General features: G+C 40.4%; 11 protein-coding genes. 3 read left to right on the forward strand and 8 right to left on the reverse strand.

Features of this window, described 5'->3' with window-relative positions; translation table 11 throughout:
• Nucleotides 1–10 precede the first annotated feature (10 nt).
• The 6 genes from HG267_RS01055 to HG267_RS01080 all read right to left on the reverse strand — a co-directional run bounded on the left by HG267_RS01055 (nucleotide 11) and on the right by HG267_RS01080 (nucleotide 6,268).
• Nucleotides 11–919 (reverse strand): hypothetical protein, encoded by a 909-nt coding sequence (locus HG267_RS01055; protein WP_045867388.1) that lies wholly within the window; start codon nucleotides 917–919, stop codon nucleotides 11–13.
• Between the two features lie 38 nt (nucleotides 920–957).
• The gene (locus tag HG267_RS01060; protein WP_045867387.1) at nucleotides 958–1,965 is read right to left on the reverse strand and encodes an aromatic ring-hydroxylating oxygenase subunit alpha; all 1,008 of its coding nucleotides are present in this window, start codon (nucleotides 1,963–1,965) and stop codon (nucleotides 958–960) included.
• 129 nt (nucleotides 1,966–2,094) lie between these two features.
• Nucleotides 2,095–3,795, reverse strand: a complete 1,701-nt coding sequence (locus HG267_RS01065; RefSeq protein ID WP_045867386.1) for a SulP family inorganic anion transporter — start codon at nucleotides 3,793–3,795, stop codon at nucleotides 2,095–2,097.
• A gap of 25 nt (nucleotides 3,796–3,820) precedes the next feature.
• Nucleotides 3,821–4,561: a hypothetical protein gene (locus HG267_RS01070; RefSeq protein ID WP_045867385.1), complete on the reverse strand. Its 741-nt coding sequence runs from the start codon at nucleotides 4,559–4,561 to the stop codon at nucleotides 3,821–3,823.
• A gap of 277 nt (nucleotides 4,562–4,838) precedes the next feature.
• On the reverse strand, nucleotides 4,839–5,861 hold the full coding sequence (locus HG267_RS01075) for an aromatic ring-hydroxylating oxygenase subunit alpha (RefSeq protein ID WP_045867384.1): 1,023 nt from the start codon (nucleotides 5,859–5,861) through the stop codon (nucleotides 4,839–4,841).
• A 23-nt stretch (nucleotides 5,862–5,884) separates the two neighbouring features.
• A complete protein-coding gene (locus tag HG267_RS01080) occupies nucleotides 5,885–6,268 on the reverse strand; it encodes an Mpo1-like protein (RefSeq protein WP_045867383.1) in 384 nt (127 codons plus the stop codon).
• A 185-nt stretch (nucleotides 6,269–6,453) separates the two neighbouring features.
• On the opposite strand from HG267_RS01080, the gene HG267_RS01085 reads away from it, so the two are divergent.
• Nucleotides 6,454–8,265, forward strand: coding sequence for a bifunctional serine/threonine-protein kinase/formylglycine-generating enzyme family protein (locus HG267_RS01085; protein WP_045867382.1), 1,812 nt, complete (start codon nucleotides 6,454–6,456; stop codon nucleotides 8,263–8,265).
• Nucleotides 8,266–8,420: 155 nt separating this feature from the next.
• On the opposite strand, the gene HG267_RS01090 is transcribed toward HG267_RS01085, so the two are convergent.
• Together HG267_RS01090 and HG267_RS01095 are read right to left on the reverse strand one after the other, a co-directional pair.
• Nucleotides 8,421–9,914, reverse strand: coding sequence for a bifunctional metallophosphatase/5'-nucleotidase (locus tag HG267_RS01090; RefSeq protein ID WP_045867381.1), 1,494 nt, complete (start codon nucleotides 9,912–9,914; stop codon nucleotides 8,421–8,423).
• 99 nt (nucleotides 9,915–10,013) lie between these two features.
• Entirely contained in the window at nucleotides 10,014–11,591 is a 1,578-nt protein-coding gene (locus tag HG267_RS01095) for a glycoside hydrolase family 10 protein (RefSeq protein ID WP_081583918.1), read from the reverse strand.
• An 8-nt stretch (nucleotides 11,592–11,599) separates the two neighbouring features.
• Here HG267_RS01095 and HG267_RS01100 point away from each other — a divergent pair, with 8 nt between their 5' ends.
• Nucleotides 11,600–11,737 carry a hypothetical protein gene (locus tag HG267_RS01100; protein WP_210403051.1) on the forward strand — a complete coding sequence of 46 codons (138 nt, stop codon included), beginning with the start codon at nucleotides 11,600–11,602 and terminating at the stop codon, nucleotides 11,735–11,737.
• 277 nt (nucleotides 11,738–12,014) lie between these two features.
• Complete coding sequence (locus HG267_RS01105; RefSeq protein WP_045867380.1) at nucleotides 12,015–13,646, forward strand: cyclic peptide export ABC transporter; 1,632 nt, start codon at nucleotides 12,015–12,017, stop codon at nucleotides 13,644–13,646.
• Nucleotides 13,647–13,967 lie beyond the last annotated feature (321 nt).

A 13,967-nucleotide genomic window follows, 5' to 3' on the forward strand; every position in this document is an offset into this window, starting at 1 on the left:
AGTGAGAGGTTTAATAGACGCATTGATGAGGTGGGAGTGGTGAAAATGCGCCGCGTTCGTCTAAAGCTTGTACAATGGCTGCTGCGGATGCGCCGCGCATGAGCGATCGCAATATTTCTAATCTGGTTCCACTGTGGGTTTGGGTATCAAGTTGTTCGAGGATTTGGATTTTTTGCGATCGCGTCAGGTGTCCTTTTACTTGCTCAATGGCTGATAGAACGCTTTGCGGCCCGAGTTGTACCATAGATAGAAAGCTGGCTAATATATCGATTGCAGTTGCTTTGCTTGTTGGTGAAACAGGATTGCGGTTAAATAGCATTGTTCCTGTACCATGATGGCGAGATTCTGCTTGGAGAAAGCTTGAGAAAAGTTCGCTTAAAATGGGATAATGACACTCTTTAGACAAGCGGCGATAATGGCTTAATCCCCATCCTTCTAAAACTACTTGCAGCACAAACAACAATACTGTTTTGTCTGCACTTTCCACTACTTCTGCTAATAAGTTCAAAAATGGATCGTTGCTATTAGTAGATGCAATTTCTGGTAAAAAATTAGTGATTTGGCTGAGGTGAGTAGCCTCATCAGCACTAAAAAGTGCATATAGTATTCGTTCTTCCACTGTTTCGGCTAACAATACCATTTTTGCCATATACCCAACGCCTGCTTTCTCAATGAAATAAGATTCTGCTAACAGGCTGCGATTGGTAAGCTGAAGTATGGCAGATTGTTCATCTAAACTCGCTTGTTGAAAAATTTGGACTTGATGCAAATTAAAAAATTCCGCATCCCAATAATCTAATTGTGGCTGTGAAGTATTATCACTTTGATTAGGTAATGCTGCTGTTAATATTCGCCGCAATTTATCATCAGAATTTATATATGGTAAATCGAGTCCAGCAATTTTATATGACAAATCCATATTATTTATCTAGTAAATTACGAATTACGAATTACGAATTATGAATTATTTTCCCAATTCCCCCAGCTTAAAGCCTTTTGCTGATTGACATGCTGAATAAATTGTAGAATTGACTGGTCTGCTTTAATGGGTGTTTTTAAATCAAATTTAATAGTTTGAAATACTTGGGTATCACCTTTAGCAAAGTAATTACCAACCTGCTGCGTTAACCACAACAATATACGATTTAGACTCCATCCTAAAAACCCACTGCGTTTACGAGTTACTAAGATTGTTTGCCCTTCTGTTGTGCCATCTTCTAACATTCGCAAAGCAAAGATAATATAGAAATGTAGAAAATCTGGCCCCAGTGTGACAGTCCCAGTGCTGCCGTACCAATAGCACATACTATATGTAACTTGATTGCGATATAGAGGACGAATCAGGCGAATTAACCAGGAATCATCGCCTCCTCTGGTAGTATTGCTGAAGTTAATCGCATGAGAGTTGAGGTTTTGGGAATCAAAGACAATCTCTAAAGGTAGATTGTGTACTGTATTGAAATGATGAGCATCAATTGCATTAATTAATAAAACATTGGGATGGCAGTTTTTTATAAAATGAGTCCCTAATATATAGTCGCATTCTACATTTTCTAGTTCCGGTACAAAAGGTAATTTACTTGGCTTATCTTCTCCCACCCAAACCCAAATCATGCCATATTTTTCTGCTGTTGACCAAGTTTTAATACATACAGGTAAGGGTTTTCCTAGTGAAGGAACCTCTACACAAATTCCGCGCTCATCGTATTTCCAATTATGAAAAAAGCAGCGAATTCCTTCACCTTCTACTTTCCCTTCTGCGAAATGTGCGCCCATGTGTGGACAATAAGCATCCACCGCTATTACTTGTCCACTAGCTCCGCGATAAATTGCGAGATTTCTACCCAATAATTTTACAGCTTTTACCTTGCCAATCTTTAATTTTTTTGATGGTAATGCCCAATACCATCCCTCAACAAATAGTTGCGGATTGTTAAAAATAGAGGTTGGGCTAGTAGAATGCATATAATGATTTGAATTAGAAAATATATATTATTTAAAATAATTTATTGGTGGTGCGTTAGGCTTCGCCGTAACGCACCCTACGATTTAACTATCTACACTCAATGAATCGGTGTTTATCGACAGTTAATTTCAATCATTTAATTCCAACAACTCTGGAGATTTTAAATTAGCCGCTACAGATTGAGAAGATTGAGGAGTAATAGAGTAAATAGCATCTGTAGTTGTTTCAAAGCAATTAGATAACCCAATTGTTTGTAACAATCCCGAACGTTCTAATAACTGTTGAACCTGTGGCTGTAAACCTGTGAGAATTAAACGACAATTATGCCTTTCTAAGTCGTGATAAATATCCTCTAAAGCTACCAAACCAGTTGTGTCCATATTCGGTACAAACCGCAACCGCAAAATTAAATACTTCACTTCTGGTTGCTCTCTGAGGAAGGTAACAAACCTTTCCGCAGCACCAAAAAATACAGGCCCATCTACACGATAAACCGCTATTTCTTTGCTTAATTCTAAAGGAATCCCTGGGGGAAATACTTCTGTTTCTGGGATTTTCGCCAAGCTTAAATCGCTCATCCGCTTGATAAATAATGCGCCAGCTGCAATCAATCCCACTTCTACAGCCAGAACCAAATCAAATAATATTGTGACTAGCCAGGTGAGAATCATCACCGCAAAGTCGGAGTAGGTAGCGCGTAGCAGTAAGCCAATCGCTTCCCACTCAATCATCCGCAGACTAACTACCATCAAAATCCCCGCCAACGCTGCTAAGGGAATCTGCGCTGCGAGGGGTGCTAAAGTTAACACAATCAGCGCTAAAGCAACGCCGTGAATTACCCCAGATAACCGGGTTTTACCACCAGAACGGACGTTAACCGCAGTTCGCGCGATCGCACCTGTGGCGGGAATGCCACCGAAAAATGGAATAATGATATTGGCTAAACCTTGACCAATTAATTCGCGATCGCTGTTGTGTTTTTCGCTCACCGTCATCCCATCAGCCACGACTGCTGACAGCAAGGATTCAATACTACCCAGTGCGGCTAAAGCCAAAGCTGGATTAATCAGTTCGCGAATTAAGCCAAAATCATTCCAGTGGGGAATACCTTGCAGCATCGGTAAAGCTTGCGGGATGGCTCCAATAGTGGGAACATCAAGATGCAAATAAGATGCGATCGCAGTTGCTAACACCAACCCCATCAACGAACCGGGTATTGTCGTATTAATCTTGGGCCATAAAAGATTTGTTGCAATTACCAGCATTGCTAATAAAACTGCTGCCCAATTTAACGCTTCTACATGAGTTAAAGTTTGCCAAAGTCCTGGTAAAAAATGTTCTTGGCGTGGTAATTTTAACCCAAAGAAATTATTTAATTGACCACAAAAAATAATAACGGCAATCCCATTAGTAAAACCAGCCGTTACTGGATAGGGAATAAATTTAACCAATTGTCCCAGTTTGGCGATTCCTAAAGCAATCTGGATGATTCCAGCCATTACCCCAGCAATCCAAACTTTTTCTAATCCGTACTTGGCGACAATTCCCACCAAAATTACAGCCATTGCACCTGTAGGGCCTGTAATTTGTACTGGTGAACCGCCAAAAATTGCTGCGACAATTCCTGCCACAATAGCAGTGTAAAGTCCCGCCTTTGGTTCCACACCACTAGCCACCGCAAAGGCTAAAGCTAAAGGTAAGGCTACCACAGCAGCCGTCAATCCTCCCGCCAAATCGCCCCGCAGGTTACTCAACAAGCGACTAACATCAAAAAATTGTGGTGCTTCTACAGTCTTAGCTATTACTATCTCTTCATTTTTAACTTTCATAGGCAAGTTGATAGACGCATAGATTTTAAATCAGAACCGAATCCTGGATAAATTCTAACAACGCTTCCGAATGCCACATTCTTTGTCCAGCACGAGTAAGATTGTCATAACTGATTTCAGTTAAACACACCAATTCATCCCCTTGGCGATAATCTGGGTTTTTTTGTTCAAAAAACTGGATATGGGGGTTAGTCTGTCTTCCTATAGGAATTTCAATTAAATTCTCGCGCAGAATTTGCGGATTTTGGAAGCGAACAATACCACTGGCTTGTTGATAAGAATCACCATAATATTGCTGTCCCAAACTCCCCATCAGGTTAGTGATATGAGTAGGTGTGATGATATTGTGGCGGGGGTAAAACTCTTGCCAAAAAGTCGGGAGAAAGCGGTAAGTACGAAAGCCAGAACAAATTAGCAGCCAGTATAACTTATTTTCTACATAGTGTTGGCGCAGAAAATTCACAGCATTGATCCAGGAACGCGGTAGCGTTGTACTCGACCAAGCACTAGGATCGACAATCGTATCGCCAGAATAAATTACACTAATTTGCTCTCCTGCAAAAGTCGTCTGGCTCAACATCAGAGTTGAAAAGCCTTTCAGGGTATGGGTGATGTCATCCCGCAATAACAACACCCAGTTTTTGCGCTCTAAATCAGCCTGAAAGCCATCCCAGGTTACACCTTTAAAATGATTATCTAGCAGCGCATACATAGCAATGCGATCGCTTAGATGCAAATTTTGAATAGGAACCAGCGAACTCTTCATTATCGGTAATTACTTAAAAATAATTAGATACAAGCTATCAATTAACACTTTAACTAGTTGGTTGCTAAAGTTACATACTAATGTGACAGATTTTCAAATGGTTATTGATTAGATTATGAATTATGAATTAAAATCGGAAGTATCAGTAATATGTGTTAAATGTATATTTTCGATATAATTTGTCACTAAAAACATCATTAAAGCGCTTTATAGAACACCATAAAATATGGTGCGTTAGCCTATGGCATAACACACCCTACGATTTAATTTTATTGATTTAATTTTGAATTTTAACTTTTGAATTTACCCCAGATTTTGACCAGCGAGAAGGTTCTAGTTGGTTAACATATTCCATATATTGAGCCAATGGCTGATCGATACTCAAAAGTAATTTAGGATTAAAGCGAATATTATCGTAAATCTTACCGTCTTCATCTCTGAGCATATAGTAAGCCAAGCGAGTACAAAATAGCAAAAATCTACTCAGCAAATATCCCACAAATCCTTGACGTTTTGCAGTTACATAAATAGGTTGGATACGCGTTCTACCAGGTGCTATGGGAGTATAAGCATATATCATGTGCAACGGCGGAAATAGCCGCACATTTTTCATCATTGTTAACAACCCAATGCACCCATTAGCATAACGCATTGAATACTCATAGGTAGAACCCAGAAATTTGTTACCTAACCTTTCTCTCCAGGTGGTTTCGGGAAATTTTCCCCGCATTGAAAAGTCAATTTGTGTACCTAATTCGCTACGATGTAGCGACAAATCCATTTTGATATCTAAATGATGAATTGTTTTTAAATGTTGAGCATCAATCCCATTCATCATACAAATATGGTGATGACAGCTTCTCTCAAATGCTGTATCAGGTTGTGCAACAATTTCTTGACCCTTTAATTCATCAAAATCAGCCACACCTTCTGGCGCTACAGCATCAGGATAAACCCAGATAAAACCATACTTTTCTATTGTTGCATAAGCTTGTACTTTCGCCTGATTCGGAATCTCTGATTGGCAAGGAATATTTTGACAAATTCCTGTTTCATCAAATCCCCAATGATGAAACGCGCAACGAATCCAATTACCGTCAACTTGTCCAATCCCTAAATCTGTTCCCAAATGTGGACAATAAGCATCCAAAGCACGCACTTGTCCATCTTCACCACGAAATATGGTAATTCTTTGACCACAAATTTCTACAGATTTGGCTTGTTTTTGGGCTAATTCTTTACTAGGGCAGGCAATATACCAACCCTTAGCAACTATATTCCAATTATTAAATATTTGCATAATTATTTATTTATATTTTTACTTCATACTTCATCTTTAGATGATTGATAATTATTCAATATTTCTTGCCGTTGGCGAATATCATCTTGATATTTACCCATGAGTACCCTCAGTAGCATTTTACCTAAACAGTAAGAAGCGCGCCAAGAAAACACTGCATCTTGTAAATCTATATGGCTACGCTCAAATAAGAAATGTCCAGTTAAGCCAATTAACTGAGTTAATGGTAAGCCCAAGAGTAACCATAAGTTTTGCAGATGCCAAGCAGAAAATAGCAATCCGTAGAAAAAGAATATACCTACGATATGGAAAGCTATATTAAGAGGATACTGATGTTTGAGAACAAAAATATCCCAATAATCTGTAAAAGGATGATCCAGTATTTGATTATTAATTCGATTTCTCAACTTGGCTTCCTATATTGCGACAAGGTCAAACAATTTTGGATTTTGGATTGACTCCATAGATAAATCTAGAGGCGTGAGGATTCTATAGCATCTTGAAATGAATTTTATTTGCGTTCAAAAAAATCGGCAATTTTCTGCATGAACTTTGGGAATTATAAAGCAGAAAACCTTAATAATCCCAAATTATGCAAATCTGTCAAAATCTTCATTGCTCAAATCCCTTTAACCCTGATAGTAACAAGTTTTGCATGAGTTGCGGACACAGCAACTTTGGTAAGCTACTGGGAAACCGCTACCGCGTCTTAAAACTATTAGGTGAAGGCGGGTTTGGCAAGACTTACGCCGCAGAAGATACAGGTAGATTTGATGATGCTTGTGTTATCAAACAATTCTTTCCTCAAGTATCGGGAACCGCCGCATTAACTAAAGCAGCAGAATTATTTAAGCAAGAAGCAAAACGTCTGTTTGAATTGGGAGAAAATCACCCTCAAATTCCTAGATTATTAGCTTATTTTGAACAAGGCTCAAGCTTATATTTAGTACAAGAATTTATTCAAGGACAGAATTTATTAGCAGAACTACACCAACAAGCCTTTAGCGAAGAACAAATTCAGCAACTTTTAGCTGATTTATTACCAGTTCTGCAATTTATCCACGATCGCAACGTCATTCATCGAGATATTAAACCAGAAAATATCATGCGCCGTCAAAAAGATGGCAAACTCGTGTTGATTGACTTTGGTGGTGCACAACAAGTCACCCAAACGAGTTTAGCAAAAAAAGCCACCGGAATTTATACTATCGGTTATGCGCCAAGTGAGCAAATGGCAGGATTTGCTTCACCAGCCAGTGATTTATATGCCTTGGGTGCAACTTGTGCGCGTTTGTTAACTCAATGTTTGGCTACACAAGATGCAAATGGAAATCTCTGCGATCGCCTTTATGATGCTTATAATGCTCAATGGTTATGGCGCGAAAGGTTACAAGAAAAATGTGTAACGATAAGTGATGAGTTAGGACAAATTCTCGACAAGTTACTTAAACACTTGGCAAGGGAAAGATATCAATCGGCAGTAGAAGTTTTACAACATTTGAATTTTAACAAGGCTAAAGTTGCATCATTAATTAAAACAATTCTACAACATCAATCTTTACCTGCTAATACTAACCCAACAATTCATCCTTCACAGCTAAAAACCTTTAAATTTCATACCATAACAGTAAACATAAAAGGTAAAGAAATTAGCCGTCAGCATTGTAGTGCAAAATTTTTTGTAGAAGACTTAGGAAACCGAGTGACTTTAGAAATGGTATCTATTCCTAGTGGTACATTCATGATGGGTTCATCACAAGGAGAAGGAGAAAATAGTGAAAAACCACAGCATGAAGTTAAAGTTATTGAGTTCTTTATAGGTAAATATGAAGTCACCCAAGTACAGTATCAAGTAATTATGGATCTTAAACCTTCAAAATTTGCTAGTAATGGCGCAAACCGGCCTGTAGAAAACGTAAGTTGGTATGATGCAGTAAAATTTTGTCAAAAATTAAGCCAGAAAACAGGACGTATTTATCGACTACCCAGTGAAGCTGAATGGGAATATGCGTGTCGTGCTGGAACTACTACACCTTTTTATTTTGGTGAAGCTATTACTAGTAACTTAGCCAACTACGACGGCAATTATGCATATGCTTCAGGGCAAAAAGGCCAATATCGCCAGCAGACAACGCGAGTGGGTAGTTTTGCACCCAATGCCTTTGGTTTATATGATATGCACGGTAATGTATGGGAATGGTGCCAAGATGATTATCATGAAAATTACCAAGGTGCGCCCACTGATGGTAGTGCTTGGCTAAGTAGTGGAGATAATAATTATCGATTACTGCGCGGTGGTTCGTGGTACAACGTTCCAGGTTATTGCCGTAGTGCTAATCGCAGTAAAATCAGAGCAGATAACTTTAACCTATACATTGGTTTTCGTATCGCATTAAGTATGTAGGGTGTGTTGTCGCGCAGCGCAACGCACCGAGACAATATAAACGGCTCCAGGTGCGTTAGCCTAAGGCATAACACACCCTACTTTAAACTTATATTTGTTTATATACATTGAAATTTTCTCGTCAATTTACTTAATTAATCCAGTCATTTTACTATCTATTTAGCATATACATGACTCTTCATTTGGTCAATTACAGCAAAACGAATATCTCGCTTTTGGGCAATTAACTTAATACCTGGCTGTTGCAAATTTAAAAAATCTAATCCTATTTCTTTACCACTAATTAAAAACTCAGTAGTAGCAACTTTATAAGTTCTTTTAACATCAAGTGGTTGATTATTAATTAACCAATTTCCTGAATTGGCTTCTTGAGTAACTTTGGCTATTTGCAAATAGCCACCAGTACCTTTATTAAGTTGTCCTTGATCCAATACCTTTTTTAACAGCGCTCCATTTATCTCTATCGCCACAACTTTACCGCCAAAAGGTAGTATGCGAATCACATCATATTGAGTAATTGGGCCTGGTGGAATCACATCATCAATCCGAATTGAACCACCATTAAATACAGCTAAATCGGCATCGGGTAATTCTTTCAACATCGCCGCCGCAATTAAATCTGTTAACTGAGTGGATTTATTGCGGATGCTAGATTCTAAACCATCTAAAGCAAATGAAAGTTTTGCAATTTGCTCATCTGGATTAAAACCATTGGCGCGGAATGCTTGATAACCTTTTTCTAGCCATTCTCTGACTACCTTTGCTGTTTTTGGTTCATCAGGAATTTTTTCGGTAATGGGTACTAGCCGGGAGTTAACAGCCAAACTTTTTTTAACAGTATCGTAAGTCAATTGGTGAACGTAAACGGTACGAGCATTAGCATCAGCTTTAAAAATCGGTGTTAAATCTCGACCCCGCCATGCCTGGATATTTTCATGCTCGTGACCACCTAGAATAATATCAATTTCTGGTACAGCTTCGGCTAGTTGGATATCGCTGCTATAGGGCAAATGGGTAATGGCAACTATAATATCCGCTTTCCCTTTCAGTTCCTTGACTTGCTGTTTAGCTGTTGCAATGGGATCTGTGTAACTAACGTACTTAGCCGGATTACTATTCAAGGTAAGACCAATTAAACCTACCCTGACTACAGCACCGCGATCGCCTTTCACATTCAAGACGATGGCACGAGGTACACTTTTGAAAGGCTGTCCTTTGCTATCTGATACATTACTCGATACCCAGCGAAAGCGAGATTCTTGCAGTCTTTGATAGAAAAGCTGTTCTGGTAAGTCAAATTCATGATTACCAAAAGTCGCATAGTCAAAGCCGACAGCATTCATCACCGCTACCATTTGCTGACCGGCTAGCGGTACACCATTAATTTTCGCTGTTCCTAAAGCCGAAGGGCTAAATGCATCTCCTGCTAACACCGTGTATGTACGAGGGTTGGCGTTGTAAAGTTGTTGACGTAGTGTCGCCACACGCGCCAACCCGCCACGAGTTCCCCCTTCTACTGGAGTGATTTCATAGATGTCATTTAGTTGCAGCAGGTTAATATTCACAATTTCTGCTAATGCTGGAGTAGCTAAAGCTACCATTGCCAATAGCTGGAAAACAATGCTGCATCCCTTCGGGATTAGTCTCATATTTAGCTGGTAATCACTTTGAATCTACGGAATTGATTTTACATGAGTTGAGGAGACGCGATGAATCGCGTCTGTACAAGAGTCCCCAATCCCCAATCCCTAACCCCCAATAGCTGGTTGTCCCTGAGTACCGTAGCGATTGACTGCGGAAATGGCGACGCTATCAATCTTGGTGGGAGAATTAGCACTGTTGAATAAGTAGGAAGTTTGCGAGCCGGGAAGGATGGTTGTATTCCACTGATTGCCAGTTTTGGTTTGCATTACCCACAACCAAGCTTTTTCCGGTGCTGGAGATTGCCAAGTCAGTTTATTGATTTTACCTGTTGCATCGCGCTCAACGTTGAGTATAGGTTGAGCAGGTTGGGTCTTATCTAACCAAGGAGAAGCGGGAATCAGCGCAGGTGTTGAGTAAGCTTCCTTTTCTAGTAGATTGGAGATGCGATCGCGATTTTGCATGATCGGCTTCATACTATAGTGAATGTTGCCTGTTGAGCCTGCAGAATTACGCGTTGACTTAATTTGAGAGATAATTTCATTAGCTGGCCAAGCAGCTGAACTGCGATCGCCTACACGACTAGTATAATTACCCGGCCAAATATGTCTTCCTAGTTGGTTCTGCTGAATCCACCAATCAAGCAACATCGGATAACTTTGTTGCGCCTTGTCAATTTTCCAATATAACTGGGGCGAAAAGTAATCTAACCAGCCATTGATTAACCATTGACGAGAATCAGCATATATCTGATTGTACGCATCGAAAGGCCCGCCACCATTAGCACTCTTTGTCTGCGCTGGGTAACCTGGTCGCCAAATCCCAAAAGGACTAATACCAAACTTCACCCAAGGTTTTTCTTGTTTAATTGCTTGATAGAGATGCTGCACCAATTTGTTAATGTTGTCCCGTCTCCAGTCATCACGGCTGAGTTTCCCTCCAGTTTGCTGGTATTTCTGCCAACTGGGTGCATCAGGAAAATCTATTGTCCGTCTACGACTATCTTGTTCGGGATAAGGATAAAAATAATCGTCAAGATGGACTCCGTCTATGTCGTAGCGCTTGACGACATCCATCACCACATTGACAGTATAGTCTTGAACTTCTGGCTCACCTGGATCTAACCAAAGATATCTACCATACTTCTTCACCCAATCGGGATGCGCTTTACTAACATGGTTAGCCGCTACTGCTGATTTTGATTGACCGTGACGGGCGCGGTAGGGATTAAACCAAGCGTGTAATTCTATGCCGCGCTTGTGTGCTTCATTAACGGCAAAAGCTAGGGGGTCGTAATTGGGTGATGGTGCTTTACCCATTTCTCCGGTCAAAAATTCCGACCAAGGTTCATAAGCAGAAGCATACAAAGCATCAGCAGCCGGGCGTACCTGCAAAATTACCGCATTCAATTTTAAAGAAGCAGCGCGATCGAGCATAGCAGTAAGTTCTGCTTGCTGCTGTGATGATGTTAATCCTGGTCTGGAAGGCCAATCAATATTAGCGACTGTCGCAATCCATGCACCCCGAAACTCTCGTGTCGGTTGAGGAGGGAGAGCCTGAGATTGTATTGGGGGAAAGGTTTCTGCGGAATAGACTGCGGGCGTAACTGTCAGTAGTAATGTAGTAATAAAAATTGCTATTAAATAGCAGGAACGTAGTTTTTTACGGAATAACAAGCGAAACATTTTGATCATTGGGAGTTGGTGAGGAGAAGCAAGTCGGGCGGATGAGGGAGATGAGGGAGGTGAGGGGGATGAGGGGGATGAGGGAGATGAGGGGGATGAGGGAGATGAGGGGGATGAGGGGGATGAGGGGGATGAGGGAGAAATAGCAAAACCCAATTACCTATTACCCATTACCCATTACCCATTACCCAGTCCCCAGTCCCCAGTCCCCAGTCCCCAGTCTCCAGTCCCCATTCCCCATGACGACCTTATTTTATGAACCATTCGTTTGACAAGTAGCAGGCAGATCTTGTTCCCTGAAACTATTGCTGTGCCTGAAAAACTGATAAATTCTGTTTATAGAATGGAATAATAAAGGGTTAACAATATCCATTTCTTTCTTACCCCTGGAGAGCGCTAGCCAGCAATCGGTAATTATATTTCATGAATCTGATTTATTTTCTTTTACGTTCTTCATGGGGACTTGTTGCGATCGCGATCGTTACTGGATTCCTGAGTGGTGGTAGTAGTGCGGGATTAATTGCCCTCATTAGTTCTGCTGCTAATCCCGGTACCTCGTCACCCCTAACAGTTATAGCTTGGGGCTTTGTTGGTTTGTCCATAATTGCATTAGTTACCAGTATCATTTCTCAGGTGATGTTGGTTCGCCTCTCACAAAATGCCATCTTGCAATTACGGATGGGTTTAAGCCGTCAAATACTGGGTTCGGAGTTAAGCCATTTAGAACATTTAGGCAATCCTCGACTATTAGCAACTCTCACAGAGGATGTACAAGCTGTAGCGAATGCGGTGTATATCATTCCTTTCCTCTGCATTGATATTTCAATGGTTTTGGGTTGTCTGGTATATATTACTTGGCTATCTTGGATTGTACTGTTCTCCGTTATTGTTTTGATGCTGGTAGGTGTAGGCAGCTGCCAATGGTTGTTGAATAAAGGCGAGAAATTGCTGGCGTTAGCACGTGAGGATCAAGATGTTTTATTTAAGCATTTAGGCACCATCACTGGGGGAGTTAAGGAACTTAAACTTAATTATCAACGCCGTCAAATATTTTTAACCAAAAACCTCCAAACCACAGCCGATAATTTCCGCAATCACAATGTCCAAGGACTTACCCTATTTGCTACCACTACAAGCTGGGGAAAGTTGCTGTTCTTTTTTGCGATCGGTTTTTTACTGTTTGCATTACCTAAACTACTAACTATTAGTCCACAAACTCTCTCTGGCTTCATCTTGACCTTTACTTATTTGATGTTGCCAATGGATAATATTATCAACAATCTGCCCCAAATCAGCAAAGCTAATGTCGCTTTGCAAAAGATAGAATCTCTGGGTTTATCTTTAGCTAGTCGTGCGGAAGTATCGACAACAGTACCGCCCAAGTTTAAATCTACTTGGCAGACTCTAAAACTGAAGGGAATTAGCCATACATATTACACCGAGCAAGAAGATAGTAGCTTTATTCTTGGCCCTATTGATTTAAAATTGTCTCCGCAAGAATTGGTATTTATTGTAGGCGGTAATGGTAGCGGTAAATCGACTCTGGCAAAGCTGATTACTGGACTCTACATCCCTGAAAAAGGAGAGATTTTATTAGATGGTGAGCCAATTAACGAACAAAATCGAGAATGGTATCGCCAGCATTTTTCTGTAGTGTTTTCTGATTTCTATTTATTTGATGAACTTTTAGGCATAGAAAATCCTGATTTAGATATTCAAGCTACAAAATACTTGAAGCAACTGCAACTTGACCATAAAGTAAAAGTAGAAAATGGCAAACTTTCTACCACTTCTCTTTCTCAAGGACAGCGTAAAAGGTTAGCTTTACTCACAGCTTTATTAGAAGATAGACCAATTTATCTATTTGATGAATGGGCAGCAGACCAAGACCCATTATTCAAAGAAATATTTTACACTCAGCTATTAGCAGAATTGCGAGCTAAAGGTAAAACGGTGATTGCAATTAGCCACGACGATCGCTATTTCCATTTAGCGGATCGGGTCATCAAGTTAGACTACGGTAAAATTGAGTATGACCATGAATATGGTAAATAATCACTCGCTGGCATTTTGTTATAAAAATAGTATTTGATTGATGAAATACACAGGTGCGTTACGCCAAAGGCTAACGCACCCTACAAATGAAAAACTCCACCCACAAGGGGATGGAGTTTTAGGGCATCGGGAATGGGGAACTCGGGGCCCCCTCTGGGGATAAGGGGTAATGGGGCATGGGTAAGAGTTCCCAATGCCCAATGCCCAATGCCCCAAGTCGGCGGGCGGCTATCCCTCTCCACCCACAAGGGGATGGAGTTTCCCGCCGACTTCCAATGAATATCAAGTATTTTAGCGAGATTTAGATCCCCGACTTTTTCA

Origin of the sequence: Tolypothrix sp. PCC 7601 (genome assembly GCF_025677855.1) — a bacterium.
Classification (GTDB): domain Bacteria; phylum Cyanobacteriota; class Cyanobacteriia; order Cyanobacteriales; family Nostocaceae; genus Aulosira; species Aulosira diplosiphon.

Bases quoted from the DNA above. Each gene is read 5' to 3' on its own strand.
- HG267_RS01105 (WP_045867380.1), top strand. From the start codon at position 12,015: ATGAATCTGATTTATTTTCTTTTACGTTCTTCATGGGGACTTGTTGCG.
- HG267_RS01065 (WP_045867386.1), bottom strand. From the start codon at position 3,795: ATGAAAGTTAAAAATGAAGAGATAGTAATAGCTAAGACTGTAGAAGCA.
- HG267_RS01095 (WP_081583918.1), bottom strand. From the start codon at position 11,591: ATGTTTCGCTTGTTATTCCGTAAAAAACTACGTTCCTGCTATTTAATA.
- HG267_RS01075 (WP_045867384.1), bottom strand. From the start codon at position 5,861: ATGCAAATATTTAATAATTGGAATATAGTTGCTAAGGGTTGGTATATT.
- HG267_RS01055 (WP_045867388.1), bottom strand. From the start codon at position 919: ATGGATTTGTCATATAAAATTGCTGGACTCGATTTACCATATATAAAT.
- HG267_RS01070 (WP_045867385.1), bottom strand. From the start codon at position 4,561: ATGAAGAGTTCGCTGGTTCCTATTCAAAATTTGCATCTAAGCGATCGC.
- HG267_RS01085 (WP_045867382.1), top strand. From the start codon at position 6,454: ATGCAAATCTGTCAAAATCTTCATTGCTCAAATCCCTTTAACCCTGAT.
- HG267_RS01060 (WP_045867387.1), bottom strand. From the start codon at position 1,965: ATGCATTCTACTAGCCCAACCTCTATTTTTAACAATCCGCAACTATTT.
- HG267_RS01090 (WP_045867381.1), bottom strand. From the start codon at position 9,914: ATGAGACTAATCCCGAAGGGATGCAGCATTGTTTTCCAGCTATTGGCA.